The sequence below is a fragment of the Pseudomonas sp. MWU347 genome (assembly GCF_017947305.1).
GTDB classification, from domain to species: domain Bacteria; phylum Pseudomonadota; class Gammaproteobacteria; order Pseudomonadales; family Pseudomonadaceae; genus Aquipseudomonas; species Aquipseudomonas putida_A.
This window is the reverse complement of record NZ_JAFGZB010000001.1, coordinates 599,143-625,630: the sequence shown is the minus strand read 5'-3', so window position 1 is coordinate 625,630 and position 26,488 is coordinate 599,143. Positions and strand designations below refer to the sequence as shown.

The 26,488-nt window shown below is 60.4% G+C and carries 26 protein-coding genes; 11 read left to right on the top strand and 15 right to left on the bottom strand.

The window, feature by feature from the left end; all coding sequences use genetic code 11:
• Positions 1–27 precede the first annotated feature (27 nt).
• Positions 28–546 (top strand): DUF3617 domain-containing protein, encoded by a 519-nt coding sequence (locus tag KCG87_RS02800; protein WP_027610324.1) that lies wholly within the window; start codon positions 28–30, stop codon positions 544–546.
• An 82-nt stretch (positions 547–628) separates the two neighbouring features.
• On the opposite strand, the gene KCG87_RS02795 is transcribed toward KCG87_RS02800, so the two are convergent.
• The 6 genes from KCG87_RS02795 to folE2 are packed head-to-tail and all read right to left on the bottom strand — an operon-like array spanning position 629 to position 5,835.
• Positions 629–1,960, bottom strand: coding sequence for a dihydroorotase (locus KCG87_RS02795; RefSeq protein WP_210556260.1), 1,332 nt, complete (start codon positions 1,958–1,960; stop codon positions 629–631).
• A gap of 3 nt (positions 1,961–1,963) precedes the next feature.
• A complete protein-coding gene (locus KCG87_RS02790; protein WP_041073832.1) occupies positions 1,964–2,524 on the bottom strand; it encodes a carbonate dehydratase in 561 nt (186 codons plus the stop codon).
• Positions 2,521–3,396 carry a metal ABC transporter substrate-binding protein gene (locus tag KCG87_RS02785; RefSeq protein ID WP_134785042.1) on the bottom strand — a complete coding sequence of 292 codons (876 nt, stop codon included), beginning with the start codon at positions 3,394–3,396 and terminating at the stop codon, positions 2,521–2,523. The genes KCG87_RS02790 and KCG87_RS02785 overlap by 4 nt, the downstream gene beginning before the upstream one ends.
• 11 nt (positions 3,397–3,407) lie before the next feature.
• Positions 3,408–4,274 (bottom strand): metal ABC transporter permease, encoded by an 867-nt coding sequence (locus tag KCG87_RS02780; RefSeq protein WP_134785041.1) that lies wholly within the window; start codon positions 4,272–4,274, stop codon positions 3,408–3,410.
• Positions 4,274–4,942: a metal ABC transporter ATP-binding protein gene (locus tag KCG87_RS02775; protein ID WP_210556262.1), complete on the bottom strand. Its 669-nt coding sequence runs from the start codon at positions 4,940–4,942 to the stop codon at positions 4,274–4,276. The genes KCG87_RS02780 and KCG87_RS02775 overlap by 1 nt, the downstream gene beginning before the upstream one ends.
• Positions 4,939–5,835: a GTP cyclohydrolase FolE2 gene (folE2, locus tag KCG87_RS02770; protein ID WP_210556263.1), complete on the bottom strand. Its 897-nt coding sequence runs from the start codon at positions 5,833–5,835 to the stop codon at positions 4,939–4,941. Before folE2 ends, KCG87_RS02775 begins: the two co-directional genes overlap by 4 nt.
• Positions 5,836–5,919: 84 nt before the next feature.
• Between folE2 and KCG87_RS02765 the strand changes: the two genes are divergently transcribed.
• Positions 5,920–7,122 (top strand): N-acetylmuramoyl-L-alanine amidase, encoded by a 1,203-nt coding sequence (locus KCG87_RS02765; RefSeq protein WP_210556264.1) that lies wholly within the window; start codon positions 5,920–5,922, stop codon positions 7,120–7,122.
• Here KCG87_RS02765 and KCG87_RS02760 read toward each other — a convergent pair.
• Positions 7,119–7,496, bottom strand: coding sequence for a glutamine synthetase (locus tag KCG87_RS02760; protein WP_098966365.1), 378 nt, complete (start codon positions 7,494–7,496; stop codon positions 7,119–7,121). The two genes, KCG87_RS02765 and KCG87_RS02760, sit on opposite strands and share 4 nt — an antisense overlap.
• A 236-nt stretch (positions 7,497–7,732) precedes the next feature.
• Here KCG87_RS02760 and zigA point away from each other — a divergent pair, with 236 nt between their 5' ends.
• Both zigA and KCG87_RS02750 read left to right on the top strand, forming a co-directional pair.
• Positions 7,733–8,938, top strand: a complete 1,206-nt coding sequence (gene zigA / locus KCG87_RS02755) for a zinc metallochaperone GTPase ZigA (RefSeq protein ID WP_210556265.1) — start codon at positions 7,733–7,735, stop codon at positions 8,936–8,938.
• Positions 8,938–9,588: a DUF1826 domain-containing protein gene (locus KCG87_RS02750; protein ID WP_210556267.1), complete on the top strand. Its 651-nt coding sequence runs from the start codon at positions 8,938–8,940 to the stop codon at positions 9,586–9,588. Before zigA ends, KCG87_RS02750 begins: the two co-directional genes overlap by 1 nt.
• A gap of 4 nt (positions 9,589–9,592) precedes the next feature.
• Here KCG87_RS02750 and KCG87_RS02745 read toward each other — a convergent pair whose 3' ends face one another.
• On the bottom strand, positions 9,593–9,949 hold the full coding sequence (locus tag KCG87_RS02745) for a hypothetical protein (protein ID WP_027610335.1): 357 nt from the start codon (positions 9,947–9,949) through the stop codon (positions 9,593–9,595).
• A gap of 28 nt (positions 9,950–9,977) precedes the next feature.
• Here KCG87_RS02745 and KCG87_RS02740 point away from each other — a divergent pair, with 28 nt between their 5' ends.
• Positions 9,978–10,949: a CobW family GTP-binding protein gene (locus KCG87_RS02740; RefSeq protein WP_098966362.1), complete on the top strand. Its 972-nt coding sequence runs from the start codon at positions 9,978–9,980 to the stop codon at positions 10,947–10,949.
• Position 10,950: 1 nt separating this feature from the next.
• Here the strand turns inward: KCG87_RS02740 and KCG87_RS02735 are convergent, their stop codons facing one another.
• The gene (locus KCG87_RS02735) at positions 10,951–11,364 is read right to left on the bottom strand and encodes a DUF3301 domain-containing protein (RefSeq protein ID WP_025112628.1); all 414 of its coding nucleotides are present in this window, start codon (positions 11,362–11,364) and stop codon (positions 10,951–10,953) included.
• Positions 11,365–11,481: 117 nt separating this feature from the next.
• On the opposite strand from KCG87_RS02735, the gene pdxY reads away from it, so the two are divergent.
• Positions 11,482–12,354: a pyridoxal kinase PdxY gene (pdxY, locus tag KCG87_RS02730; protein WP_027610337.1), complete on the top strand. Its 873-nt coding sequence runs from the start codon at positions 11,482–11,484 to the stop codon at positions 12,352–12,354.
• Between the two features lie 135 nt (positions 12,355–12,489).
• On the opposite strand, the gene KCG87_RS02725 is transcribed toward pdxY, so the two are convergent.
• Positions 12,490–12,972 (bottom strand): acyl-CoA thioesterase, encoded by a 483-nt coding sequence (locus KCG87_RS02725; RefSeq protein ID WP_041073853.1) that lies wholly within the window; start codon positions 12,970–12,972, stop codon positions 12,490–12,492.
• A gap of 282 nt (positions 12,973–13,254) precedes the next feature.
• Between KCG87_RS02725 and KCG87_RS02720 the strand changes: the two genes are divergently transcribed.
• Positions 13,255–15,018: a cation:proton antiporter gene (locus KCG87_RS02720; protein ID WP_210556269.1), complete on the top strand. Its 1,764-nt coding sequence runs from the start codon at positions 13,255–13,257 to the stop codon at positions 15,016–15,018.
• 21 nt (positions 15,019–15,039) lie between these two features.
• Here the strand turns inward: KCG87_RS02720 and KCG87_RS02715 are convergent, their stop codons facing one another.
• The 4 genes from KCG87_RS02715 to uvrD form a co-directional block, all read right to left on the bottom strand.
• Positions 15,040–15,447, bottom strand: a complete 408-nt coding sequence (locus KCG87_RS02715) for an SMI1/KNR4 family protein (RefSeq protein ID WP_024164487.1) — start codon at positions 15,445–15,447, stop codon at positions 15,040–15,042.
• A 137-nt stretch (positions 15,448–15,584) separates the two neighbouring features.
• Positions 15,585–16,460 (bottom strand): Tim44 domain-containing protein, encoded by an 876-nt coding sequence (locus KCG87_RS02710; RefSeq protein ID WP_007962237.1) that lies wholly within the window; start codon positions 16,458–16,460, stop codon positions 15,585–15,587.
• Between the two features lie 176 nt (positions 16,461–16,636).
• Positions 16,637–17,077: an EamA family transporter gene (locus KCG87_RS02705; protein ID WP_027610340.1), complete on the bottom strand. Its 441-nt coding sequence runs from the start codon at positions 17,075–17,077 to the stop codon at positions 16,637–16,639.
• A gap of 144 nt (positions 17,078–17,221) precedes the next feature.
• Positions 17,222–19,405: a DNA helicase II gene (uvrD, locus tag KCG87_RS02700; protein ID WP_098966360.1), complete on the bottom strand. Its 2,184-nt coding sequence runs from the start codon at positions 19,403–19,405 to the stop codon at positions 17,222–17,224.
• Positions 19,406–19,606: 201 nt separating this feature from the next.
• On the opposite strand from uvrD, the gene KCG87_RS02695 reads away from it, so the two are divergent.
• The 3 genes from KCG87_RS02695 (at position 19,607) to KCG87_RS02685 (ending at position 23,976) form a co-directional block, all read left to right on the top strand.
• Complete coding sequence (locus tag KCG87_RS02695) at positions 19,607–22,537, top strand: GGDEF domain-containing phosphodiesterase (RefSeq protein ID WP_210556271.1); 2,931 nt, start codon at positions 19,607–19,609, stop codon at positions 22,535–22,537.
• A gap of 127 nt (positions 22,538–22,664) precedes the next feature.
• A complete protein-coding gene (hexR, locus tag KCG87_RS02690; protein ID WP_007962240.1) occupies positions 22,665–23,531 on the top strand; it encodes a transcriptional regulator HexR in 867 nt (288 codons plus the stop codon).
• A gap of 232 nt (positions 23,532–23,763) precedes the next feature.
• Positions 23,764–23,976, top strand: coding sequence for a hypothetical protein (locus KCG87_RS02685; protein ID WP_007962241.1), 213 nt, complete (start codon positions 23,764–23,766; stop codon positions 23,974–23,976).
• On the opposite strand, the gene KCG87_RS02680 is transcribed toward KCG87_RS02685, so the two are convergent.
• Positions 23,918–24,880, bottom strand: coding sequence for a LysR family transcriptional regulator (locus KCG87_RS02680; protein WP_027610344.1), 963 nt, complete (start codon positions 24,878–24,880; stop codon positions 23,918–23,920). The genes KCG87_RS02685 and KCG87_RS02680 overlap by 59 nt on opposite strands.
• A gap of 190 nt (positions 24,881–25,070) precedes the next feature.
• Here KCG87_RS02680 and KCG87_RS02675 point away from each other — a divergent pair, with 190 nt between their 5' ends.
• Positions 25,071–26,486 carry an acetyl-CoA carboxylase biotin carboxylase subunit gene (locus KCG87_RS02675; RefSeq protein WP_027610345.1) on the top strand — a complete coding sequence of 472 codons (1,416 nt, stop codon included), beginning with the start codon at positions 25,071–25,073 and terminating at the stop codon, positions 26,484–26,486.
• Positions 26,487–26,488: the final 2 nt, after the last annotated feature.

Below are 26,488 nucleotides of genomic sequence, written 5' to 3'. Positions count from 1 at the left end.
CGGCCACTACTGATCAGGAGTTTTTCGATGAACGTTCGTCTGCTGGGTTTGGCGCTGGGCCTGGGTTTGGCAATGCCGGTGGTTGCGCAGGCGCAAATGCTGCAGCCGGGGCTATGGGAAATGACCTCAAGCAACGTCAAGGTCGATGACCAGCCCATGGATGTGCAATCGATCCTTGGCCAGTTGCAAGGCCAGATGACTCCGCAGCAGCGTGCGGCGCTGGAAAAGAACGGAATCAACATCGGCGGCAAGGGCATTCGTGCCTGCCTGACGCCGCAGCAAGTGGCGACCAACGACATCCCGCTGGCCGATCCGCAATCGGGCTGCAAACAGCAGATCACCGAACGCACCGGTAACCAGTGGAAATTCCGCTTCAGCTGCCCGAAAGCGCAAGGCACCGGGGTTGCCACGTTCCTCAGTGATCGTGAGTTCACCACGGTGGCCAATGGCACGTTCAACGCCATCGGCATCAACCAGAAGGGCAGTCTGGAAACCCGAGCGGTGTGGTTAGGTCAGGATTGCGGCACCGTGAAGCCAAGAGCTTAAAAGCTTCGCGAGCAAGCCCGCTCCCACAGGGGACAGCACAATCCTTGTGGGAGCGGGCTTGCTCGCGAAGGCGTCTTGGTTGTCACCGCATGAATCGCAGCGCCAGCCCCTGACATCCTTCGTTGATACGCTGCTCCCGCCAGGCGATCTGCCCCGACACCCACGTGGTATTCACCCGATAGCGAAAAGTCTTGTCAGCAAACGGCGTCCACCCGCATTGCGACAGAATCGGTTGCCGCGACACCTCAAGAGCCAAGGGCTCAACCAGCACCAGATCCGCCCAATACCCCTCGCGTAAATAACCCCGATCCGGAATCGCAAACAGATCCGCCACCCGATGGCTGGTCTTCGCCACCAACGTGGTGATCGGCAGCACGCCATCGGCCACCAGTTCCAGTAGCGCCGGCAAAGCGTGTTGCACCAGTGGCAAACCGGACGGCGCTTCGGCATACGGGCGCTGTTTTTCTGCCCAGGTATGCGGTGCGTGATCGCTGCCGATCACGTCCAGGCGATTGCTCAGCAGCGCCGCGCGCAAGGCATCGCGGTCGGCTTGGGTCTTGATCGCCGGATTGCATTTGATCAGGTTGCCGAGGGCCGGATAGTCGCGGTCATCAAACAGCAGATGATGCAGGCAGACTTCGGCCGTGATGTGTTTCTGTGCGAGCGGCTTGTCCTCGAACAACTCGAGTTCGCGAGCGGTGGTCAGGTGTAAAACGTGCAGGCGGGTGCCGTGACGTCTGGCCAGTTCCACCGCCAGCGAAGAGGAGCGGTAGCAAGCCTCGGCATCGCGAATCAGTGCATGGATACTCGCTGGCAGGTGTTCGCCGAGGCGTTCGCGCAGACGTGCTGCATTGGCCTCGATGCTCGGCGTGTGTTCGCAATGCGCCAGCAGTATTGTCGGCACTTCGGCGAATAAACGCTCGAGAGTCCTCGGATCGTCCACCAACATGTTGCCGGTGGACGCGCCCATGAACACTTTGACCCCGGCCACTTCGCAGGGGTTGAGTGCGGCGACGGTGTCGAGGTTGTGCCGGCTCACACCGAAATGAAAGCCGTAGTTGGCCACAGAGTTGATCGCCGCCCGACGCTTTTTATCCGCCAGCGCTTCGAGGGTGAGGGTGGCCGGCTGGGTGTTGGGCATGTCCATGAAACTGGTGATGCCGCCCGCCACCGCTGCGCGCGATTCGGTGTGGATGCAGCCCTTGGCCGGCGCCCCCGGCTCGCGAAAATGCACCTGGTCATCAATCATCCCCGGTAACAACCATTGACCGTTGGCGTCGATTTCCACACGCGCATTTTCACCGTCGATGCTGCGCGCGATCTTGACGATGCGGCCATGGCTGACCAACAGATCGCCGTCGAACTCGCACCCTTCGTTGACCAGCCTGGCGTTGCGAATCAGCACGCTGCTCATGGTTCAGAACTCGTTCTGCAAGGCTTTGTAGCCGCGCACCAGATCGACATTGGTGCGTGCCACGTCTTCGGAAAACTCCGAGGCGCTGACACTCACCGGCGGGAACTGCGAGAGGTCGGTATTGGGGCCGATGCGGGTGGTGGAGGGCACGTAGAACGCATCCGGCAAATCGCGGCCATCGACCACCGAGTTGTGCCGCACCACACAGCCGTCACCGACCACGCAATTGAACAGCACACTGTTGAAACCGATGAACACCCGGTCGCCGACTACGCACGGGCCGTGCACGATCGAGCGGTGAGCGATCGAGGTGAATTCGCCGATGGTCACCGCGGCGCCGGATTTGGAATGGATCACCACGCCGTCCTGGATGTTCGAATTGGCGCCGATGGTGATCGGCTCCATCGTGCCCGAAGCGTCTACTTCATCGGCGCGAATCACGGCGTAGGGACCGACGAACACGTTCTCGCCAATGACCACCTTGCCGCAGATGATCGCGGTTTTATCGACGTAGGCCGACTCGGCAATTTGCGGCAGATCGCCGGAAGGATTTTTGCGGATCATGGCTGGCTCAGTGCGTCATAAAGGGTGTTGAGGTTGTATTCGAACAGTCCGATAAAGGTGCTGGCCGGGCCACTGGCGGCGAGGGCATCGGAGTACAACGTGCCGCCGATGTGCGCGCCGCTTTCCTCGGCGATCTGCTTGAGCAGGCGCGCGTCCTTGATGTTTTCCATGAACACCGCTTTGACCTTGGCCTGACGGATTTGGGTAATCAGTGCGGCGACTTCGGCGGCTGACGGTTCACGCTCGGTGGACAGACCTTGCGGCGCCATGAAGTCGATGCCGTAGGCCTGCCCGAGATAACCGAAGGCATCGTGGCTGGTGACGATCTTGCGATTGCCCGGTGGCAGCGAGCCGAGCTTGGCCTTGGCTTCAGCGAGCAGGGTGTAGATCTGTTTCAGGTAGGTCTGGCTGTTGCGTTGGTAGTCGGCCATGTTCGCCGGATCAGCGGCGATCAGCGCCTTGGTGATGTTGGCGATGTACAGCTCGGTGTTGGCCAGGTTGTGCCAGGCGTGCGGGTCGGGAATGGTCTCGCCGTCTTCCTCCAGCGAGCGTGGAATCACGCCATGACTGGCACTGATGATGGGGGCTCTGGTGTCGGTGCTGGTCACCAGACGATCAAGCCAAGGCTCGAAACCCAAGCCGTTCTTGATGATCAGTTTGGCCTTTAGCAACGCTTTGGCGTCATCGGGTGTCGGTTCATACGTGTGGGCATCGGCGTCCGGGCCGACCATATTGGTGATCTGAATATGCTCGCCCCCCACCTGATGAACCATGTCGGCAAGGATGCTGAAGCTGGTGACCACCGGCAATTTTTCCGCCGCCGACAACGACATCGACAGCAGCAGGCCGAACAACACGAGTAGAGCGCGCATCGGGAAACACCTCATTGGGATGTGAGCAAAGGCGGGCGGTGCAGCAAACCGTGCACCGGTCCGAACACCACGGACAGCAGATAACCCATGCCGGCGACCAGCACGATCGCCGGACCGCTCGGCAGCGAGTAGTAGAACGAGATCAGCAATCCGCACCACACCGAGACGCAGCCGATAAGCACCGAGATGGCAATCAGGCTCGGCAGGCGACGACTCCAGAACCGTGACGCGGCGGCGGGCAGCATCATCAGGCCGACCACCATCAAGGCGCCGATGGCCTGGAAACCGATCACCAGATTGAGCACCACCAAGGTCAGGAACACACCGTGGGCGAGAGGGCCGAGGCGGCTGACGGTTTGCAGGAATAATGGGTCGAGGGTATCGAGCAGCAGCGGTTTGTAGATCAAGGCCATGGCGACCAGACTCAGTCCCGACACCCACAACATTCCATTGAGGGTCGGACCGTCGACGGCGAGCGCTGAGCCGAACAGCAAGTGCAGCAGGTCCAGGCGCTTGCCGGCAATGCCAAGAATCAGCACGCCGCTGGCGAGTGAGATCGGATAGATCGCCGCGAGGCTAGCGTCTTCGCGCAGACCGGTGCGACGGGTGATCCAGGCGGCGAGACCGGCCATGCCCAGGCCGGCGCCCAGACCACCGAAGGTCAACGCGGGCAGACTCAGACCGGCGAACCAGAAGCCCAATGCTGCGCCGGGAAGGATGCCGTGGGCGACGGCGTCACCGATCAGGCTCATGCGCCGCAGAATCAGGAACACACCGAGCGGCGCTGTGCTACAGGCCAATACCAGTCCGCCGAGCAGCGCTCGGCGCATGAACACGAACTCGCTGAACGGTTGCCAGAGGTGGGCGACGGTGAGCATCAGGCCACCTGCATATCGGGTGTTTGCTGGATCAGTTCGGCACTGGGTCCGAACACGCATTCGCGGTTTTTGATCAGCAGTGTCTGCGGGATGTGTTGGCGGACGGCGGCGAGGTCATGGCAGACCATCAGCAGTGTTCGTCCTTCGGAGTGCCAGGCATGGATGTGTTGCCAGAGTAACTGCTGGCCCAGTTCATCGAGAGCTGCGTGGGGTTCGTCGAGCAGCAGCAATTGGGCGTCGGTCAGACTCAAGCGGGCGAGCAGGGCGCGCTGCAACTCGCCACCGGAAAGGGCCATCAGCGGACGTTTTTCCAATCCGCTCAAGTGCCAATTTTCCAGGGCGTTAACGAGTCGTTGTGCGCGCAGTTGCGTCGACAATCGACGCCCCCAGAAACCCGCGGCTACCAGTTCTTCGAGGCTGATGGGGAACTGCCGGTCGAGGTGTTGCTGTTGCGGCAGGAACGCCAGGCCGCCCTGGCGTGGAACACCCAGTGCGACTTTTCCCGATAGCGGCTTCAGCAATCCGGCGATGACTTTCAGCAAGCTGCTCTTACCGCAGCCGTTGGCGCCGATGATGGCGCTGAGGCTGCCGTGTTCCAGCGAGAGCGTCAGTGGCGAAGTCAGTGGTTGGCCGGGTGCGCCCCAAGTCAGAGTTTGGCAACGGATCATGCGAGTTCTCGGTGCCAGTGGCTTTCCGCGACAGCGTCGTGGGCGTGCAGGCTTTCGGCGTGGATCACCCGCAGGTGGAAACCACTGACGCCGGGGGAGCGGCGCAGGGCCAAATTGAGTCGTCGCGCGGCGTCTTCGCAGAACATCAGATTTTGCCCATTGGCCAGAGCGAAGGCTTGTTCGTCGGCGCGTTTCACGGCGGTTTGTACGGCGGTGCCGAGTGCCGCTTCGGCATCATTGATGATGACGCTCAGAGGTAGCTCGTCGATGAACTCGTCGAGGTGCATATGCAATTGCGCGGTGCTGCGTTGGCTGTGCGGGGTGGCGACAATGCCTTGGTTTGATCCTAGCCAAGCCAAAACTTCGGCATGTTGCAGTGGCTTGTTGGCGAAGTCATCGATGAATTGCTGCTGAATCAACTGTCGCGCCAGCGCTGCTGAGCAGGGGCAAGTTGAGGAGTAGGGCACCTCGATTTTAAGTTCCACGTGGAACATTTGGTTTTTCAGACTCGCTGAAATGCTCACTGGGTAGCTCTTCCAACCCGCTAGAGGACTGACTAACGCAGGCCTTTTCAGCAGCACCTCGCAGTGGATTTTCAGGTAGGCGCTGTTGGATAAACCGTCATGGCTGACCAGAAATTCCTCGAGAACCTGGCGCAATAGAGAGGGAGAGAGGTCCTGCCGCTCAAGTGCCGCCAGTGCGAGATATAGCCGCGACATGTGAATGCCGCGCGCCTCGCCATCATCGAGACTCACGCCTGCATCAGCTTTTGCGCTCAGACGTTGGCATTGCAATAAAACAGGCAGAGCAATGCCGCACATTCCCACCCAATCAAGCGGTAACGCCTGCCGAGCGGCTTGAGTCGCAATATCCGGAAGTGTCAGCGAATTCATGTTCGGAACCATCGTGTTGATTGAATTAGATGTTACATTATAACAATTCAAATCACGATGCCTTTTTCATGAACAGGCTTTCATATGCACCGACGTCATCTGCTCAACCTGCTTGTGGCCAGCACGGCTTTGGTTTTTCCCTTCACCGTTTCGGCTACACAAATTCGCAATGCACGCCTCTGGCGTTCGGATGACAAGCTCAGATTGGTGTTCGATCTGAGCGGTCCGGTGCGCTACAAAACCTTCTCCCTGAGCGCTCCAGAACGCTTGATCATCGACCTTTCCGGGGCGAGTTTGAGTGGCGATTTCAGTCAATTGACGCTTGTCGATACAGCTATTCATTCGATTCGATCAGGGCGCTTTGGTCAGGGTGATACACGGATCGTTCTCGATCTGAACCATCCGGTGCTATTGAGCAGCTTCCTTTTGGCGCCTCAAGATGGCCAAGGGCACCGCTTGGTGCTTGATCTGGTAAACGCCAAACAGGCATCAAGTCCGGCAATGGTTCCACGTGAAACACCCTCGAATCAGGCTCACCCCAAGCGCGACATCATCGTTGTCGTTGATCCCGGGCACGGCGGGAAAGACCCAGGTGCGGTTGGCGCCAAGGGTGAGCGGGAAAAAGATGTGGTTCTTGCCATCGCTCAGTTGCTCGCCAAACGCCTGAAAAGGGAGAAAGGCTTCGACGTAAAACTGGTGCGCAATGACGACTTCTTCGTGCCGCTGCGCAAGCGTGTGGACATCGCACGTCAGCACAAGGCCGACATGTTTATTTCGGTGCACGCCGATGCGGCGCCGCGTCTTACCGCGACGGGAGCATCTGTGTATTGCTTGTCTGAAGGTGGTGCGACGTCAGCAACTGCACGCTTCATGGCACAGCGGGAGAACGGCGCGGATCTGCTGGGCGCGACCAGTCTGCTCAACCTTAAGGACAAGGATCCGATGCTCGCCGGCGTGATTCTCGACATGTCGATGAACGCCACCATTGCCGCCAGTTTGCAACTCGGCAGCACCGTTCTCGGCAGTCTGGCGGGCATTACCACGCTGCATCAGAAGCGCGTGGAGCAGGCAGGGTTTGCCGTGCTGAAGTCGCCGGACGTGCCGTCGATTCTGGTGGAAACCGGCTTCATTTCCAACGCCCGTGACAGCCAGCGCCTGGTCACGCCTCGACATCAGCAGGCCGTGGCGGATGGTTTATTCGAAGGGCTGCAGCGTTACTTCCAGAAGAATCCGCCAGTAGATAGCTACATCGCCTGGCAGCAGGAGCAGCAAGAAGCGCAGGTTTAGCAGCCGGTGATCCGACTGCAGGTGAACTTGGCGCTGCTGCCGCCAGAGCTGGAAAAGCGATTGATTGTCGTCCAGCCAACGCGACGGGTGTAGCCAACCCAGGCTTCGCCGTCAGAGGCGAGCCCGGTGAAGAACGTCAGCTGGCCGAAACGACTGTTGGTCTGTGCCCAGTAGCGATTGCCGTCCTTTTCAAAGCCACGCAGGTAAATCGTGCTGCCCACCGTGTTTACGCTGTAGGTATTGCCCTGCGCATCGATGCAGGCCAGCAGATTGGCGCTGCGTGTGCAGTTGGCGAGCGCGGGAATTTGCCCCCACGCGTTGGCTCCCGACAGCAACGCGAGACTCAGCAGCGAGCATTTCATGGCATCTTTCATCGCGGTTCTCGATGGGCGGATTGCGTACACAGCTTCCTGCTCTTCATCGTTTCGGACAAGAGCAGGACTGGCTTATTCGTGTTGTTATACTATAACATAAAATTGAATTGAGCCTGAGCTCGCCGATTTCAAGCGTCTGCTTCTGCCATATCGCTGTTTTGAAGCTCTAGAGCGCGGTGCGCTACGCCAAACCAGGCCAAAACGCACATCGGCCACCACATGATGAGGATTATCCAATGTCATCACCGCTTCCCGTGACCGTTCTATCGGGCTTTCTCGGCGCCGGAAAAAGTACACTTTTGAATTACGTACTACGTAATCGAGAAGGCTTGCGTGTTGCGGTCATCGTTAACGATATGAGTGAGATCAACATTGATGGCGGCGAAGTCCAGCGTGATGTCAGCCTGAATCGTGCGGAAGAAAAGCTGGTGGAGATGAGCAACGGTTGTATCTGCTGTACGTTACGCGAAGACTTGCTCGAAGAAGTCAGCAAACTCGCCCGCGAAGGAAGATTCGATTACCTGCTCATCGAATCCACCGGGATTTCCGAACCGCTGCCGGTCGCCGAAACGTTTACCTTCCGCGATGAGCAGGGCCAGAGCCTTGCTGACGTCGCGCGGCTCGACACCATGGTCACGGTAGTCGACGGTGTGAATTTCCTCCTCGACTATCAGGCTGCCGAGAGCCTCGCGTCCCGCGGCGAGACACTGGGCGATGAAGATGAACGCTCGATCACCGATCTGCTGATCGAACAAATCGAGTTCGCCGATGTACTGCTGATCAGCAAGATCGACCTCATCAGCCGCCAGGAGCGCGAAGAGCTGATGGCCATCCTCAAACGCCTCAACGCCCAGGCGGAAATCATCCCGATGGTGATGGGCGAGGTGCCGCTAGAGAAGATCCTCAACACCGGGCGTTTCGATTTCGAGAAAGCCGCTCAGGCCCCGGGCTGGTTGCAGGAATTGCGTGGTGAGCACGTGCCGGAAACCACGGAATACGGCATCGCCTCGACGGCCTACCGCGCACGTCGCCCGTTCCATCCGCAGCGCTTTTTCGACTTCATCGATCGTCCATGGCCGAACGGCAAACTGCTGCGCTCCAAAGGCTTCTTCTGGCTCGCCAGCAAACCCTCCGACGCAGGCAGTTGGTCGCAGGCCGGCGGTTTGATGCGCCATGGTTTCGCCGGTCGCTGGTGGCGTTTCGTGCCGAAAAACCAATGGCCGCAGGATCAGGAAAGTACCGCAGCGATCATGGAGAACTGGACACCGAGCGTTGGAGATTGTCGTCAGGAGCTGGTATTCATCGGCCAGAACATCGACTTCGTACAGCTCAAGTCGGAGCTCGACGCCTGCCTGCTGACTGATGAAGAAATGGCCATTGGCGCAGATGGTTGGCGCAGGCTGCCGGACCCGTTCGGCCCTTGGCACGAAGAGGCCGCCTGATGCTTGCGCTCAAACTGCAGCAAAACCGGGTGCGCCATCAGCATCAGGGGGCGACGCCGAAAACGCTGGCGCGAATCCTCGAAGACGACGTCAATCTCGCGGTCTGGCAGCGTCAAATGCCGCTGCACATCGCCGATTTCGCAGAGTTGCTGCTCTCGCTCAACGAGCCTTTGGCGGAATCACTGTGCATCGAATTGCCGAATGAAGACGCCGACCCTGATCTGCAAGGACTGGCCGCCGGGTTCCGTGATCTGCAAGGCTACGAGGGCTTCATCGCGGACCTGCAATGGCTGGTGAGTGCCTTCGCCTGTCTGCTGGGCGCTCGCCGCATCGGTTTGCGCCTGCGGGTGTTGGACAAAGCCATGTGCCCACGCTTCCATGTCGATCATGTGCCGGTGCGCTTGATCACCACCTATGCCGGGATTGGCAGCCAATGGCTCAAGGAGGGCGTGATGGATCGCGAGCAATTGGGCCAGGCCAACGCTGAGCCGTACGGCATGAGTCAAATCCAGCAACTCAAGCGTGGTGACGTGGCGTTATTGAAAGGTGAGAAGTGGCACGGCAACGAAGGCTTCGGCCTGATTCATCGTTCTCCGCAACCGGGGCCGGGCGAACGACGGCTGCTGCTGACTCTCGACTGGCTCGGCTGACGGCTCAAGGTTTGAGCCACTTGCCCTGGCTCTGGCCTTCGCAGTACGGCTGCAAATACGCCGCGTCGGAGGCGACGCCGTAATAGTGGATATCCTGGCGATAGGGCATATTGGCGACTTGCGCGTTGCTGCACACGCCGAACGCGCCGCTCGGGCATTGATCGACGTACTGCACCTCGACTTTCTGCCCGGCCAGGGTCGGTTGGCAGAAGCCGTCGCTGAACAGCTTCTCGGGAATATTGCGGTTCTGCTGGCAGACTTTGACGTCGAGCCGCTCGCCCTGGCTGTGCACCACGCAAGCCTGGGCCCATGCTTCGCTCGACAGCAGCGTCAACAGCAACGACCATCCCATCCAACGCATGTCCAATCCCCTCAGAAAACGCCCAGTCATGTTGCAGAACATTCCTACCCATGTCATCGCCGGCCCTTTGGGCGCTGGCAAGACCAGCCTCATTCGCCAGCTCATGGCCCAACGGCCGGACGGCGAGCGATGGGCGGTGCTGATCAACGAGTTCGGTCAGATCGGCCTCGATGCTGCGTTGCTGACCCGCGACGCCGATGGTATCGCACTGGGCGAAGTCGCCGGAGGGTGTCTGTGTTGCGTGAATGGAGCGCCGTTTCAGATCGGCCTCGGCCGTTTGCTGCGCAAGGCCAGGCCGGATCGGCTGCTCATCGAGCCGTCCGGACTGGGCCATCCGGCGCAATTGCTCAAGCAGTTAGGCGAGGCGCCGTGGTTGGGTGTGCTGGCGCTGCAGCCCTGCGTGTTAGTGCTGGATGCCCAGGCGCTGGCCGCCGGGAAAGCCTTGCCGACCGCTCAGCAGGAGGCTTTGGCCAGCGCCGGCCTGCTGTTGCTGAACAAGGCAGAAAGTCTGGATGAGGCTGCACGGCAGACCATCGCCGAGCGTTTGCCGGCAGTCAAACTGATCTGGACGCAGCAGGCGCAACTGCCTTTACGCGAGTTGCCGGGTGTCACGGCGCAAGCAATGGCGGGTGTGGATAACCTCGTCGTGCCTCAGGGGGCGGGACCGATTCCGGCGCTCTGGAGCGATCCGGCCGTGCCGATCTGCCTGAGTCAGGCACAGGAGGGCGGTTGGAGCATCGGCTGGCGTTGGCACCCTGGACAGACGTTCGATACGCAACGTCTGAGCCAATGGCTGCAGAGCCTGGACTGGCGGCGGGCCAAACTGGTTATCCACAGCGCCGAGGGCTGGGTGTCGGCCAATGCGGTGGATAACGCCGAACTGGATTGGCAACCGAGTGAGTGGCGACGGGATTCACGTATAGAGCTGATCTTTGCCGATGCACAACGTATCGATGCTTTGCAGTCAGGCCTGACGCAATGCCGGGTGCAGGCGGGTTAGCTCAAGGCTTCCACTTATTGTGTTCCTGCCGCCACTGGCTCAGTTCGATCACTTCGGCCCGTGGGCGGGTAACTTCGACCACCGGCGGCGTATCGTCGAACGGCGCCGGGTAGGGCGCCAGTTCGATCTGTGCGCTGTGCGCGCCAAACTGGGTAATGGTGCCGTTGTGCCGGGTTTCGCCGGTCACGGTGAACTCGAAGTTATAGACCCGGGCCAGGCGCCGCCGCCCGCTGGCATCCTTGATCAAACCGATTTTTTTCAACGCGACGTTACCGTCCAGCAGTTCGACGCCGACGTTGATGCAATGCTGCTTGACCCGCTCCAGCGCCCGCTCGCGCAAGCCGTGGTTGTGCCATAACCATGCGCCGGCAGCGGCGAACAGCATCAGCACGAAGATGTTTTCGAGGGTCAGCATCAACAGGAAACTCCAAAAGATAAGCTCAGCTTAACTGCGTCGCCGGTCTGTCGTACAGGCTGTGTTTCGTCGCATACTGCGCGGCTTGAATTTCAATCGTTTTACGGAATAACCCGAATGAAACGTACGCCTCATCTGCTCGCCATTCAGTCCCATGTGGTCTTCGGCCACGCCGGCAACAGCGCCGCCGTGTTTCCGATGCAGCGGGTCGGGGTGAATGTCTGGCCGCTCAACACCGTGCAGTTTTCCAATCACACCCAGTACGGGCAGTGGGCCGGTGAAGTGCTGGCGCCGCACCAGATCCCCGAACTGGTCGAAGGCATTGCCGCCATTGGCGAGCTGGGCAATTGCGACGCCGTGCTTTCCGGTTATCTGGGCAGCGCGGCGCAGGGCCGGGCAATTCTCAGTGGCGTCGAGCGCATCAAGTCGGTCAATCCGAAGGCGTTGTACCTGTGCGACCCGGTGATGGGTCATCCGGAGAAGGGCTGCAGTGTGCCGGCCGAAGTCAGCGATTTCCTGCTGGAAGAAGCCGCTGCGGTGGCGGACATCATGTGCCCGAACCAACTGGAGCTGGACAGCTTCTCCGGGCGCAAGCCGCAGTCGCTGTTCGATTGTCTGGCGATGGCTCGGGCGTTGCTGGCACGTGGGCCGAAAGCGGTGCTGGTCAAGCATCTGGATTATCCGGGCAAGCCGGCGGACGGTTTCGAGATGTTGTTGGTGACCGCCGACGAAAGCTGGCACCTGCGCCGTCCGCTACTGGCGTTTCCGCGTCAGCCAGTGGGTGTCGGCGATCTGACGTCCGGGCTGTTCCTCGCGCGGGTACTGCTCGGCGACAGTCTGGTGGCGGCGTTTGAGTTCACCGCAGCGGCGGTGCATGAGGTGCTGCTGGAAACCCAGGCGTGTGCCAGTTACGAGCTGCAACTGGTGCGAGCGCAGGACCGGATCGCGCATCCGCGGGTGAAGTTTGAGGCGACGGCGATCAGTCTGTAAGACCGCGTTACACCCATTCGCGAGCAAGCCCGCTCCCACCTTCGACCGCGTTCTCATGGGAGGACTGCGATTCAATGTGGGAGCGGGCTTGCTCGCGAAGGCGATCTGTAAAGCGACATCATGCCAAAGGGCTGATCAGGCGTCGCCCTTGATCTCCTGATAACGCTTTTCCAGCTCCTGACGAATCTGCCGACGCTGCTGCGCCTGCATGTAGCGACGCTTGTCTTCGCTGTTCTGCGGTTGCAGCGGCGGCACGGGGGCCGGTTTGCGCTGGTCATCCACCGCGACCATGGTGAAGAAGCAGCTGTTGGTGTGGCGCACCGAGCGCTCGCGGATGTTTTCGGTCACCACTTTGATGCCGACTTCCATCGAGGTGTTGCCGGTGTAGTTGACCGACGCGAGGAAGGTCACCAGTTCGCCGACATGGATCGGCTCCCGGAAAATCACCTGATCCACCGACAGCGTTACAACGTAGCGGCCGGCATAGCGGCTCGCGCAGGCGTAGGCCACTTCGTCGAGGTATTTGAGCAGGGTACCGCCGTGGACATTGCCAGAGAAGTTGGCCATGTCGGGGGTCATCAATACCGTCATCGACAGTTGGGCGTTTCCGGGTTCCATAACGTTCTCACGGATCAAGGCTGGATGGCTGGACGCACCTCTGCGGGTGCCTGGTGGTTTTTTCAAAAGCACCGTTATCGGGACGCCAGACGACTGGCTGCCGTCACGCCACGACCGATCTGTTTCCTTATATTGCACCGCCTTCCAGCCGGAAGTCGCGGTGTTAACCTGCAAAAGGCCCTGCCCAAGGGCAATTCCTACACGAAAAGCGGATTTTTACCCAGCTCGCTCAGACCTTTCTGAAGTCTGACGGCGGGTCACGTCATACAAGGAGCCCACACCATGCATGCCATCAGCTTTATTCAGGATCTGGCAGTGATCATGTTGGTCGCAGGTGTGGTCACCGTGCTGTTTCACCGCTTCAAGCAGCCGGTGGTGCTCGGTTACATCGTCGCCGGTTTCATCATCGGCCCGCACACACCGCCGTTCGGCCTGATCCACGACGAAGAAACCATCAAGACCCTCGCCGAGCTGGGGGTGATCTTCCTGATGTTCTGCCTCGGGCTGGAATTCAGTCTGCGCAAGTTGTTCAAGGTCGGGGCCACGGCGTTTATCGCAGCGTTCCTTGAAATCGTCCTGATGATCTGGATTGGCTACGAGATCGGTCGCTGGTTCGACTGGAACACCATGGACTCGCTGTTCCTCGGCGCAATCCTCGCCATCTCCTCAACCACCATCATCGTCAAGGCGCTCAACGACCTGAAGATGAAAAACGAGCGCTTTGCGCAGCTGATCTTCGGCGTACTGATCGTCGAGGACATCCTCGGCATTGGCATCATCGCCTTGCTGTCGAGCATCGCGGTCAGCGGCACGGTCAGCTCCGGCGAAGTGTTCTCCACGGTCGGCAAACTGTCGCTGTTCATGATCGTCGCGCTGGTGGTCGGCATTTTGCTGGTACCGCGTCTGCTGGCGTATGTCGCCAAATTCGAAAGCAACGAGATGCTGCTGATCACCGTGCTGGGCTTGTGTTTCGGCTTCTGCCTGCTGGTGGTCAAGCTTGAATACAGCATGGTGCTCGGCGCCTTCCTGATCGGCGCGATCATGGCCGAGTCGCGGCAGCTGCTGAAGATCGAACGGCTGATCGAGCCGGTTCGCGACCTGTTCAGTGCAATCTTCTTCGTCGCCATCGGCCTGATGCTCGATCCTATGATCCTGCTGCAATACGCCTGGCCGATTGCAGTCATTACCGTGGCGGTGGTGCTCGGCAAGATGTTGTCCTGCGGCCTCGGGGCGTTTATCGCCGGCAATGACGGACGCACCTCACTGCGTGTGGGGATGGGGCTGTCACAGATTGGCGAATTTTCCTTCATCATCGCCGCGCTCGGGATGACGCTGCAGGTCACCAGCAACTTCCTTTATCCCGTTGCGGTGGCGGTGTCGGTGATCACCACGCTGCTGACGCCGTATCTGATCCGTGCGGCCGATCCGCTGTCGATCAAGCTCTCGGCGGCAGTGCCCAAGCGTCTGGGCCGGGTGTTCGGCATGTATGGCGAATGGCTGCGCAGCATTCAACCGCAAGGCGAGGGTGCGATGCTGGCGGCGATGATCCGGCGGATCCTGTTGCAGGTCGGGGTCAATCTGGCGCTGGTGATCGCGATCTTCTTCAGCGGCGCGTTCTTCGCCGGACGGTTGTCGGTGTGGATGCAGGACTGGATCACTGATCCGAGCTGGCAGAAGGCGTTGATCTGGGGCGGGGCGCTGCTGCTGTCGCTGCCGTTCCTGATTGCGGCGTATCGCAAGCTCAAGGCGTTGTCGATGCTGTTGGCGGAGATGGGTGTGAAGCCGGAGATGGCCGGGCGTCACACGCAGCGAGTGCGTCGGGTGATCTCCGAAGTGATCCCGATCCTCTCGCTGCTGGTGATCTTCCTGCCGTTGGCAGCCTTGTCGGCCAGTATCCTGCCGACCAACAAGTTGCTGGTGCTGGTCGCCGTGGTCGCGGCCGCCGTGGCGGCGCTGCTCTGGCGCTGGTTCATCCGCGTGCACACGCGGATGCAGGTGGCCCTGCTGGAAACCCTCGACAACCACAAGGAGTCGTCGGGGCACTGACCGGCCCGGGCATCCGGCTAATCAGCTCTCCAGCCAGACATCCCGCGCCCAATGCCACACCGACTCCCAGGACTCTTCGGTGATCAGCTCTTCTTCGCCGGACCACAGCACCACGGTGCCGTCTTCTTCGACGCAGTAGTAGTTGTCGCCGTCCTGGCAGATCGGGATCAGGTCGCGCGGTACGCCAGCATCCCAGGCGTTGGCCGCGACATCCGGCAGGTAAGTGTGTGATTGCGGGTCGGTGACGGTCACCGGCTCGAGGCTGCCGTACACCACGTCGCTGACGGTCAGCAGAAACTCTTTGAAGACGAACGGGATGTTGATGAAGAGTTCTTCTTCGATCTCCACCAATTGGTCTTCGTCGGGCAACTCCAGGGGAACCGGTACGGGTTCGTTGGCTTCGCGCAGTTGTTCGATGATTTCTTCCACGTCCGGGATCCTCTTGCTTGAATGGCGCGGTTTATATGGGCCGGTTTATACAGTAGCTCGCTATAGATGCAACTGCGAAATAGAAAACCCCGGCCGAGGCCGGGGTTTTCATTACCACATGCGTAACGCGATGGGGATCAGCCGTTCTGGCGGATACCGGCCACCAGCCAAGGCTGGTTTTCGCCCTGCGGACGTTCCATGTTCCAGCTTTCGCTGAACACTTCGCCCTGGTCGAAACGCGAGGTCTTCGACACGCCGCTGAAGGTCAGGGTGGCGATGGTCTTGTCGGCACGATCATCCACGCCGTCCAGCTGCACCTGCAGGTTGTCGATGTAGGTCGACTGGAAGCCGTCGCCCAGGTCCGCACGCTCACGCTTGAGGAAGTCGAGCATCTGCGGGGTCACGAACTCAGCAATCTTGTCCATTTCGTTGGCGTCCCAGTGCTGCTGCAGCGACTGGAAGTGGCTGCGCGCAGCGGCAAGGAAGTTCTGCTCGTTGAACCAGGCCGGTGCGTTGATCACCGGACGAGCGGCAACCGGCGCGGCCGAACCACCGAAGATCGAACCCATGGCGGCAGGCTTCTGCTCGAAGACTTCACGCTGCATCGGCGCGCCGGCCGGAGCCAGATGCTCCTGCTGCTTGCGTCGACGCGCAGCGATGAAGCGGAAGATCACGAACGCGATCACGGCCATGATCAGGATGTCGAAGATCTGCATGCCCTGGAAGCCGCCGCCCATGAACATGGACGCGAGCAGGCCACCGGCGGCGATACCGGCCAGAGGGCCGAGCCATTTAGAAGCGCCGCCAGCCTTGGCCGCGGCACCGGCAGCGCCGGCTGCACCAGCGGTCGCTGCTGCGCCGCCCATGCCTGGGGAAGAAGGAGCCATCTGGCTGGTCTGGTGCGTCGGCGCAGCGCCGGCGCTTTTGCCACCACCAAAGCGCTTGGCGTTGGCGTCGAGGCTCATCGTCAGGCCGATGCACAACGCCATGGCGATGCTAAGAAAACGTTTCATAAAGGGAATTCCCGTTTGTGGAGACACGCGCGCCATGTTGCACAGCTGAAGTGTTACTGGCTAGCGAGAGAGTGTTTCGGGCTTTTGCCTGACAGCTTAGGTTCAGCTCCATCGAAGCAATAAGGCCATGTACTTTTGTCTGTAGGAAAATGGGATAGGTTCAGCGGGAAACCTGCTTATCGACGCAACGCCAGCATTACCACACCGGCGGTGATCAGGCCGATGCCGCCCCATTGGCGCAGGTCGAGTTTCTCGCCCAGCAGGATCACGCCGAGCACCGCCACCAGTACCACGCTGAGCTTGTCCACTGGCGCGACCAGCGAAGCCGGGCCGACTTTCAGCGCGCGGAAGTAACACAGCCACGATGCGCCGGTACCCAGGCCAGATAACAGCAGGAACAAGTAGCTCTTGGCGGAAATTGATCCCAATGACTGATATTGGCCCGTCGCGTACAAAATCAAGGCCAGGCTGACCAGGACCACGATGGTGCGCAGCAGGGTAGCGAAGTCGGAATTGACGTTTTCGATGCCGATCTTGGCGAAGATCGCCGTCAGCGCGGCGAAAGTCGCCGAGAGCAGGGCCCAGAATGTCCAGGAAGAAAAGAAGCCTGAGCCCATGGAAATATCCTTAAAGATGAGCCGACACAAAGCCTTGTAGGAGTGAGCCTGCTCGCGATGAGGGCGTGTCAGACAATAAATATATTGAATGATAAATCGCTATCGCGAGCAGGCTCACTCCTATAGAAGCAATCGAGCAAGGCGTTAAATGGCTTCCAGCTTCGCGTATCCCAGCATCAGCCACTTGCTGCCTTCGCTGAAGTTCACCTGCACCCGCGCCTGCGCGCCGGAACCTTCGAAGTTGAGGATCACGCCGTCGCCGAAGATCGAATGTCGTACCGCCTGACCGAGGCTGAAGCCGGTTTCCGGGATCTCGCTACCGCTGAACAGATTGCTGCCGCTCATCGACTGGTTGCCGCCGAACGGTCGGCTGACACTGTTCGACAGGCGCACTTCCTGAATCAGCCCCTTCGGCACTTCACGGACGAAACGCGAGACCTTGTTGTAGGTTTCGCTGCCGTACAGGCGTCGGGTTTCAGCATAGGTCATCACCAGATTCTGCATGGCACGGGTGATGCCCACATAGGCCAGGCGGCGCTCTTCTTCCAGACGACCCGGTTCTTCCAGGCTCATCTTGTGCGGGAACAGGCCTTCTTCCATGCCCACCAGGAACACGTAAGGGAATTCCAGGCCTTTGGCGCTGTGCAGGGTCATCAGCTGAATGCTGTCTTCGTGCTCGTCGGCTTGAGTGTCGCCGGCTTCCAGCGACGCGTGGCCAAGGAATGCCGCCAGTGGCGTCAGCTCTTCGTCGTCTTCGGTGTTTTCGAAGTTGCGCGCGGCGCTGACCAGTTCCTCAAGGTTTTCCACCCGGGCCTGGCCTTTCTCGCCTTTTTCCGCTTCGTGATAGGCGATCAGTCCCGATTGCTCGATGACGGTCTGGGTCATCAGGTGCAGCGGCATCTCCATGCACTTGGCGGCAAGGTTCTCGATCAGCTCGATAAACGCACCCAAGGCGCCGGCAGCGCGACCGGTCAGGCCTTTATTGGCGACCAGTTGGCGCATCGCTTCCCACATTGATACATCGCTGTGGCGAGCATGGTCGCGGATCGCTTCGACGGTTTTTTCGCCAATGCCGCGGGCCGGGACGTTGATCACCCGCTCCAGTGCGGCGTCGTTGCCACGGCCTTCAAGTAAACGCAGGTAGGCCATGGCGTTCTTGATTTCCGCGCGTTCGAAGAAGCGCTGGCCGCCATAGATGCGGTACGGAATGCGTTCGCGCAGCAAGGCTTCTTCGAGAACGCGCGATTGGGCGTTGGAGCGGTAGAGAATTGCGATATCGCTACGGGCCAAGCCGGTTTTCAGCGCGCTTTCGATGGTTTCGACAACGTAGCGTGCTTCGTCGTGTTCGTTGAACGCGGCGTACAGGTTAATCGCTTCACCGTCGCCACCGTCGGTCCACAGCTCTTTGCCGAGGCGTCCGGTGTTGTTGGCGATCAGGGCGTTGGCCGCCTTGAGGATGCCGGCGGTGGAGCGGTAGTTCTGCTCCAGGCGAATGGTCACCGAATCCGGGAAGTCGGAGGAGTACTGATGAATGTTCTCGATTTTCGCCCCGCGCCAGCCGTAGATCGACTGGTCGTCGTCGCCGACCACCATCAGGCTGTCGCCGCCCTTGCCGAGCAGGCGCAACCAGGCGTATTGCACGGCGTTGGTGTCCTGGAACTCGTCGACGAGGATATGACGGAAGCGCTTCTGATAGTGCGCCAGCAGACCCGGGTGATCGCGCCACAGGTCGAGGGCGCGCAGCAGCAGTTCGGAGAAGTCGATGACGCCGGCGCGCTGGCAGGCCGCCTCGTAAGCTTCGTAAATGCCGCGCATGGTCGCCAGGTACAAGTCGCCGCTGGCCTGAATGTGTTGCGGACGCAGACCTTCGTCTTTCTGCCCGTTGATGAACCACTGGGCCTGACGGGCTGGCCAGCGTTGTTCGTCCAGTCCCAGCTCGCGGATCACCCGCTTGACCAGCCGCTGCTGGTCGTCGCTGTCGAGAATCTGGAAAGTCTGGCTCAAGCCCGCTTCCTGCCAGTGCGCCCGCAGCAAGCGGTGCGCCAGGCCGTGGAAGGTACCGACCCACATCCCGGCCGGGTTGATACCCAGCAACTGCTCGATGCGATGACGCATCTCGGCAGCGGCCTTGTTGGTGAAGGTCACCGACAGAATGGAGTGGGGCGAGGCGTTTTCGACCTGGATCAACCAGGCGATACGGTGCACCAGCACTCGGGTTTTACCGGAACCGGCACCGGCCAGGACCAACTGACGGCCAACGGGGGCTGCTACGGCCTGGCGTTGGGCATCGTTGAGGGAGTTCAGCAGAAGGGAGAGATCATCGCGCATCGGGGCATTCTAGGGTGCGCCGCAGGCCCGGGCAAACCGAGCTTTGCATTAGCCGATGAAAGCGCCGTCGATGACGACCGGTCGGTCACTGGCTACAGGCTTCGGCCCGCCTCACTCTGCGGGTTTTGCCAGTGATCGGACGGCGGAAAGTTTCCGGCAAATTATGATCTGGAGCAGTTTGGCAACGGGGTTGGCTTGTGTATGCTCCGTCCACGTTTCGGGCCCATGCTCACTCTTATAAGAACAACAACATTGCACAAGACCCTCAGCTCAGACCTGTCGGGCCCCTCTGTGGAACCCCGGGTCATCCGCAAGCATTACGCCACCGAAATGGCGGTCGAACGCACGCGCCTGCTGTATCAGGGCTCGCTGCTGCCGACGATGTTCATGTTACTCAATGGTCTGGTCTGCGCCGCTTTGCTCTGGAGCCCGCAGCGCTATTTCGTGGTCAGCATCTGGCTGGTCTGGTTGTTGTCGCTGGTGGCACTGCGGGTGATTCAGGTCGCCGCGTTCGATTCGGCGATCCCGGATCGCCAGGCCCAGCCGATCTGGTTTCGCATGTTCCTGCTCGGCTCGACCATGACCGGTCTGACCCTGGCCGGTGCCGGCATCGCCCTGGTGCCCGCCGACAACTTCATGCAGCAAGCCTGGGTGTTCGGCCTGATCGGTGCCGCGACGTTATCGGCCAGCGTTGCCTATGCCGTCAGCCTGCCGGCGTTTCTGTCCTTTACCTTGCCGTGCCTGCTGCCGGCGATCGGCTACCTGTTCTGGGGCGGTGATGAGCAGGCGCGCGGTTGGGGCTGGCTCGGGCTGATTCTGCTCGGTTCGCTAAGCGTGGTCGCCTGGCAGGTCAATCGGCTGATTGATCGTGGCTTGCTGCGACGGTTTCAGAATCAACACCTGATCGAACACCTGCAGCAAGCGCAGAACCGCAGCGAGCAGCTCAATCAGGCGCTGGCCAAGGAGATCGAACAGCGGCGCTGTGCCGAGGGCCAATTGCGTGAAGCACAGATCGAGCTGGAAGACCGCGTGGCCCAGCGCAGCCGCGAGCTGGACGTGGCCAATCAGGCGCTGAGCAAAAGCGAAGCCCGGCTGGCCCTGGCGTTGAAGGCCAGTGAGCTGGGGCTGTGGGACTGGAACCTGCAGACCGACGAAGTCCATCACACGCAGATTCAGGAGTTGTTCGGCCTCGCGCCGGAGTACGTCACGGCGATCCTGCGCGACCTCAAGCCACGCCTGCACCCGGAGGATGTGCCAGGGCTCAAGCAGGCGCTGATCGAACACCTGAAAGGGCGCACCGAGGACTATCAGATCGAATACCGCGTACGTCACGGCGACGGTCATTGGGTGTGGATCGAGGATCGCGGCCGCGCCGTGGAACGCAGCGACGCTGGCCGGGTGATCCGCATGGTCGGCACCCGGCGCGACATCAGCGCGAGCAAAAGCCTTGAAGAACAGCAGCGACTGGCGGCCACGGTGTTCGAAGCGGCCAGCGAAGGCATCGTCATTCTTGATCCGAACTACGCCTTGATCGCGATCAATCAGGCGTTCAGCCGCGTCACCGGTTATGACATCGAAGACATGCTCGGGCGCAACGTCGTCGAACTGCCATGCAGTCGTGATGCGCGGCGGCACTACGTCTCGATCCGCCACGCGTTGGAGCAGCACGGCAGTTGGCAGGGCGAACTGGTGGAAACCCGCAAGAACGGCGAGCTGTATCCGCAGTGGCTGCAACTCAACGCGGTGCGCGACAGTCGAGGAAATGTCAGCCATATCGTCGGCTTCTTCGCCGATCTATCGGCGCGGCGCGAATCCGAAGAGCGCATGCGCTTCTTGACGCATTACGATGAGCTGACCGGGCTGGCCAATCGCTCGCTGTTCCGCGAACGCCTGCACGAAGCCCATCAGCGCGTGCGTCAGGGCGGGCGCCGCAGTCTGGCGCTGCTGCACATCAATCTGGATCGCTTCAAATTGCTCAACGATAGCCTCGGCCACGAGGTGGCGGATCAGCTGTTGCAGAAAATGGCTCGACGCCTGGTCAACGCCTTGCCGGAGGCCGACACCATCGCCCGACTGTCCGGTGATGAATTTGCCGTGTTGTTCGATGCCTACGGCAACCTGTCGAGCCTGGCGCGGGTCGCCACGCGGCTGTCGAGCAAGCTGCGCCTGCCGTTGACGGTCGAAGGGCATGAACTGGTGGTCAGCGCCTCGATGGGCATCAGCATGCTGCCGGACAACGCCCGGGAAATCTCTGCGCTGGTCAGTCAGTCGAACATGGCCATGCAACACGCCAAGCATCTGGGCGGCAACAATTTCCAGTTCTACACCGACAGCCTGCAGGCCAGTACCCTTGAGCGCCTGCAACTGGAAAACCAACTGCGCAAAGCCATCGAAGACAAGCAGCTCAAGGTGTTCTACCAGCCGAAGCTGTGCCTGCAAACCGGGCGCCTGAATGCGGCGGAAGCGCTGGTGCGTTGGGATCATCCAAGCATGGGCCGGGTGCCGCCGGGGGACTTCATTGGTCTGGCCGAGGAAACCGGACTGATCGGCCCGATCGGCGAGTTTGTGCTGCGCCAGGCCTGCTGGCAGGCGTGCGAGTGGCAGCGGCAAGGGCTGGAGCCGATTCGGGTATCGGTGAACCTGTCGGTGCATCAACTGCGTCAGGGCAAACTGGTCAGCCTGGTGCGCCAGGTGCTGGAGGAAACCGGGCTGGCGCCGCACTACCTCGAACTGGAACTCACCGAGAGCCAACTGCTCGACAGCGTCGAACACATCATCGCGACCTTCCAGCAGTTGCGCGATCTGGGGGTGAAGCTGGCGATCGATGACTTCGGCACCGGCTATTCGTCGCTCAGTTACCTCAAACGGATCCCGGTGGATTACGTGAAGATCGATCAGGCGTTCATTCGCGGACTGGGGCAGGGCAGCGAGGATGCGGCGATCACTCGGGCGATCATTGCCATGGCTCACGGGCTGTCGTTGAAAGTGGTCGCCGAAGGTGTCGAGCGGCAGGAGCAGCTGGAGTTTTTACGTGCTGAACGCTGCGACGAAGTGCAGGGGTATCTGATCAGTCGCCCGGTGGAGGCTGAGCGTCTGGCTGGGCTTTTACGCGAACAGGGAAATCCGCTTTAAGGGCTACATGCACTCCATCGCGCCTGATACGGGGACATGGAGTTACGCATTGAGCAGGCAAAAAGCCAATTCATGTAGTATAACTACAAGCGTGCTACATCCTTGCCCATAAGAAGAGTCCAGCCCCTTGAATCTGCTGCAACACATCGCCCAGTCACGTCACCTGTTACGCAAGTCGGAGCTCAAGGTCGCCGACCACGTGCTGCTTGACCCTGCGGCCGTGATGCACAGTTCCATGGCCGACCTGGCCCACAGCGTCGGCATCAGCGAGCCGACCATTGTGCGTTTCTGCCGGGCCATCGGCTGCTCCGGGTTTCAGGATCTCAAGCTGAAACTGGCGCAAAGCCTGGCCGCTGGTGCCAGCTTCGGTCAGTTCGCGATCCATGAGGACGACTCGGTCGCCGACTACAGCCTGAAAATTTTCGACACTACCCTGCACACTCTGATGGAGGTTCGCGAGAAGCTCGATCCGGTGGAATTGCAGCGTGCGGTGACGTTGATGTCCCAGGCCCAGCGTGTCGAGTTCTATGGCTTTGGTGCGTCAGGCGCGGTGGCGGCGGATGCGCAGCACAAGTTTTTCCGTCTGCTGCTGACGGCGGCGGCGTATTCCGACCCGCACATGCAGGCGATGTCGGCGGTGACCTTGAAGCCGACCGATGTGGCGATCTGCATTTCTCAGTCCGGGCGCTCCAAGGATCTGCTGATCACCGCCAACCTCGTTCGCGAGAGCGGCGCTTCGCTGATCACCTTGTGCCCGAGCCAGACACCGCTGGCCGAGCTGTCGACCGTCAACCTGGCGATCGATGTGCATGAAGACACCGAAATCTATACGCCGCTGACCTCGCGCATCGCCCATCTGGTGGTGATCGACGTGCTGGCCATGGGCGTGGCCATGGCGCGCGGGCCAAGTCTGGTCAATCACCTGAAGAGCGTGAAGCGCAGCCTGCGCAGCTTGCGGCTATCCCCCAAGGCCGTGAAAGCTCTGGACGATTAAAGCAAGGTCGTTCCGACCTTATTCGCGAGCAAGCCCGCTCCCACAGGGGATCTCTGGTGACCACAGATTTTGTGTCATATCGAGATCAAATGTGGGAGCGGGCTTGCTCGCGAAAGCGTCCTCAATAGCACCGCAATCGGCAAAGTTTCATCGCACTGTCATCCCTGCGCAGCCAAACCGTCATCCGTCCCGCCTATCGTGAAACTCCCGTACTCGCCTTGGGAGACTCGAAATGGCTCAGCCCTACGAAGAACGCAACAGCGCCGCGAAAACCCGTCGTCAGCAGGAAGACCAGCGCCGCATGGAATTCCGTCGCGCGATCGAAGATCGCTTCGAACTTCGTCAGCTTCAAAGCGAAATCAGCGATTTTCCCGAGGACATCGAACTCAACTACTGGCAGGCAGCGCCCGCAGCTTCCCGTCGAAGCGCTCAACCAGCGCGCTGATCTGCACCCGTTCGCTGCGGATAAACGCCAGGAAGGCGTGCGCCACCGGTGACAGGCGTTTGGCCTTGGCTTGCACCAGGCACCAGCTGCGAAACAGCGGCAACTCTTCGACCGGCAACTCGACCAGGCCGCCGGTCGCCAGCTCCAGGTTCAGGGCGTGGCGCGTCAACAGCGCCAGGCCCAGACCCGCCACTACGCATTCGCGCTGGGCTTCAGCCGAGGCCACTTCCTGGGTCTGGGTGAAGTGCACGCGTTTCTCCTTGAAATACTCTTCACAGGCCAGCCGCGTACCCGAACCGGGTTCGCGGATCAGCAGCGTGTAAGGTTCAAGATCCTGCAAACGCAGCGGTCCCATGTGTGCCAACGGATGGTCCGGGCGCGCCACGGCAACAATCGGATTGTTGAGAAACGGCAGAAATTCCAGGCCCATGTCCTGCGGCACCATCGACATGATCACCAGATCATCGCGATTGTCCGAGAGGCGGCGAATCACCTGGCCTCGGTTGACCACGGTCAGTTGCAGGTTCACTTCCGGGTGCTGGCGCTTGAACGCGGCGAACAGGTGCGGCACGAAGTATTTGGCGCTGGACTCCACGGCCAGTTTCAACTGGCCTTGCAGCGAGCCCTGCATGTCCGACAGCTGCATGTCGAGGTTTTCCAGGCGGCCGAAGATGTCCCGGCTGGCACGCTGCAGGGCTTCGGCAGCCTCGGTCATGTAAAGTTTTTTGCCGACATAATCGAATAATGGCTGCCCGATCAGCTCTTCCAGCTGACGAATTTGTAGGCTGACGGCCGGTTGTGTCAGAGACATTTCATCGGCTGCGCGGCTGTAGGAACGTAAATCACACACTTCGTTGAAAATCTGCAATTGGCGTAATGTCATACGCATCAAGGACTTACGCATTTTTTATGGGCTCTGACGGCAGGCTGATGGTTTAACTATAAGTCTTTGCTTATGCCTGACCCAATTTTTATTCATTTTTGTTAATCCCTTGTGAGGGCTAGTGTGGGGCTGCGACTAAATTGAAACATTTAGTCACGCGTCGACCTGGGTCTAGCAGGTCGTGGTGCCACCGGCTCAAGGGAATTTCCAAGTGATAAAAAAGATCCTGATCGCCAACCGTGGTGAGATTGCCGTACGAATCGTGCGGGCCTGCGCCGAGATGGGCATTCGCTCGGTAGCGATTTTTTCCGACGCCGATCGCCATGCCCTGCATGTGAAGCGTGCGGACGAAGCCCACAGCATCGGTGCCGAGCCACTGGCCGGCTACCTCAACCCGCGCAAGCTGGTGAACCTGGCGGTGGAAACCGGTTGCGATGCATTGCACCCCGGTTACGGCTTTCTCTCGGAAAATGCCGAGTTGGCAGACATCTGCGCCGAACGCGGGATCAAATTCATCGGCCCGTCGGCAGAAGTCATTCGCCGCATGGGCGACAAGACCGAAGCCCGGCGCAGCATGATCAAGGCCGGCGTACCGGTCACCCCGGGCACCGAAGGCAACGTGTCGGGCATCGAAGAAGCCCTGACCGAAGGCGACCGTATCGGTTATCCGGTGATGCTCAAGGCCACCTCCGGTGGTGGCGGTCGCGGTATCCGTCGCTGCAACAGCCGCGAAGAACTCGAACAGAACTTCCCTCGGGTGATCTCCGAAGCGACCAAGGCCTTCGGTTCGGCAGAAGTGTTCCTGGAAAAATGCATCGTCAATCCCAAGCACATCGAAGCGCAGATCCTCGGCGACAGCTTCGGCAACGTCGTGCACCTGTTCGAACGCGACTGCTCGATTCAGCGCCGCAACCAGAAGCTGATCGAGATTGCCCCGAGCCCGCAACTGACTCCGGAACAGCGCGCCTACATCGGCGACCTGTCGGTGCGTGCGGCCAAGGCTGTGGGCTACGAGAACGCCGGTACCGTGGAGTTCCTGCTCGCCGAGGGCGAGGTGTACTTCATGGAGATGAACACCCGGGTGCAGGTGGAGCACACCATCACCGAAGAAATCACCGGGATCGACATCGTTCGTGAGCAGATCCGCATCGCCTCTGGCCTGCCGCTGTCGGTTAAGCAGGAAGACATCCAGCACCGTGGTTTCGCGTTGCAGTTCCGCATCAACGCCGAAGACCCGAAAAACAACTTCCTGCCGAGCTTCGGCAAGATCACCCGTTACTACGCCCCCGGTGGCCCGGGCGTGCGCACCGATACAGCGATCTACACCGGCTACACCATTCCGCCGTTCTACGACTCGATGTGCCTGAAACTGGTGGTCTGGGCGTTGACCTGGGAAGAGGCGATGGACCGGGGCCTGCGCGCCCTCGACGACATGCGCCTGCAAGGCGTGAAAACCACCGCCGCGTACTACCAGGAAATCCTGCGCAATCCGGAATTCCGTAGCGGCCAGTTCAATACCAGCTTCGTTGAAAGCCATCCTGAACTGACCAACTACTCGATCAAGCGCAAACCCGAAGAGCTGGCCCTGGCCATCGCCGCCGCCATCGCCGCCCACGCAGGCCTGTGAGG

What these genes read in the sequence shown, in the direction of transcription:
- uvrD (WP_098966360.1), bottom strand. Translation starts at nt 19,405, where the DNA reads ATGCGCGATGATCTCTCCCTTCTGCTGAACTCCCTCAACGATGCCCAA.
- KCG87_RS02780 (WP_134785041.1), bottom strand. Translation starts at nt 4,274, where the DNA reads ATGCTCACCGTCGCCCACCTCTGGCAACCGTTCAGCGAGTTCGTGTTC.
- KCG87_RS02745 (WP_027610335.1), bottom strand. Translation starts at nt 9,949, where the DNA reads ATGCGTTGGATGGGATGGTCGTTGCTGTTGACGCTGCTGTCGAGCGAA.
- folE2 (WP_210556263.1), bottom strand. Translation starts at nt 5,835, where the DNA reads ATGAATTCGCTGACACTTCCGGATATTGCGACTCAAGCCGCTCGGCAG.
- KCG87_RS02760 (WP_098966365.1), bottom strand. Translation starts at nt 7,496, where the DNA reads ATGAAAGATGCCATGAAATGCTCGCTGCTGAGTCTCGCGTTGCTGTCG.
- KCG87_RS02710 (WP_007962237.1), bottom strand. Translation starts at nt 16,460, where the DNA reads ATGAAACGTTTTCTTAGCATCGCCATGGCGTTGTGCATCGGCCTGACG.
- KCG87_RS02705 (WP_027610340.1), bottom strand. Translation starts at nt 17,077, where the DNA reads ATGGGCTCAGGCTTCTTTTCTTCCTGGACATTCTGGGCCCTGCTCTCG.
- KCG87_RS02775 (WP_210556262.1), bottom strand. Translation starts at nt 4,942, where the DNA reads ATGATCCGTTGCCAAACTCTGACTTGGGGCGCACCCGGCCAACCACTG.
- pdxY (WP_027610337.1), top strand. Translation starts at nt 11,482, where the DNA reads ATGAAACGTACGCCTCATCTGCTCGCCATTCAGTCCCATGTGGTCTTC.
- KCG87_RS02740 (WP_098966362.1), top strand. Translation starts at nt 9,978, where the DNA reads ATGTTGCAGAACATTCCTACCCATGTCATCGCCGGCCCTTTGGGCGCT.
- KCG87_RS02785 (WP_134785042.1), bottom strand. Translation starts at nt 3,396, where the DNA reads ATGCGCGCTCTACTCGTGTTGTTCGGCCTGCTGCTGTCGATGTCGTTG.
- KCG87_RS02795 (WP_210556260.1), bottom strand. Translation starts at nt 1,960, where the DNA reads ATGAGCAGCGTGCTGATTCGCAACGCCAGGCTGGTCAACGAAGGGTGC.
- zigA (WP_210556265.1), top strand. Translation starts at nt 7,733, where the DNA reads ATGTCATCACCGCTTCCCGTGACCGTTCTATCGGGCTTTCTCGGCGCC.
- KCG87_RS02790 (WP_041073832.1), bottom strand. Translation starts at nt 2,524, where the DNA reads ATGATCCGCAAAAATCCTTCCGGCGATCTGCCGCAAATTGCCGAGTCG.
- KCG87_RS02695 (WP_210556271.1), top strand. Translation starts at nt 19,607, where the DNA reads ATGCTCCGTCCACGTTTCGGGCCCATGCTCACTCTTATAAGAACAACA.
- KCG87_RS02750 (WP_210556267.1), top strand. Translation starts at nt 8,938, where the DNA reads ATGCTTGCGCTCAAACTGCAGCAAAACCGGGTGCGCCATCAGCATCAG.
- KCG87_RS02725 (WP_041073853.1), bottom strand. Translation starts at nt 12,972, where the DNA reads ATGGAACCCGGAAACGCCCAACTGTCGATGACGGTATTGATGACCCCC.
- KCG87_RS02765 (WP_210556264.1), top strand. Translation starts at nt 5,920, where the DNA reads ATGCACCGACGTCATCTGCTCAACCTGCTTGTGGCCAGCACGGCTTTG.
- KCG87_RS02680 (WP_027610344.1), bottom strand. Translation starts at nt 24,880, where the DNA reads ATGCGTAAGTCCTTGATGCGTATGACATTACGCCAATTGCAGATTTTC.
- KCG87_RS02720 (WP_210556269.1), top strand. Translation starts at nt 13,255, where the DNA reads ATGCATGCCATCAGCTTTATTCAGGATCTGGCAGTGATCATGTTGGTC.
- KCG87_RS02735 (WP_025112628.1), bottom strand. Translation starts at nt 11,364, where the DNA reads ATGCTGACCCTCGAAAACATCTTCGTGCTGATGCTGTTCGCCGCTGCC.
- KCG87_RS02685 (WP_007962241.1), top strand. Translation starts at nt 23,764, where the DNA reads ATGGCTCAGCCCTACGAAGAACGCAACAGCGCCGCGAAAACCCGTCGT.
- KCG87_RS02800 (WP_027610324.1), top strand. Translation starts at nt 28, where the DNA reads ATGAACGTTCGTCTGCTGGGTTTGGCGCTGGGCCTGGGTTTGGCAATG.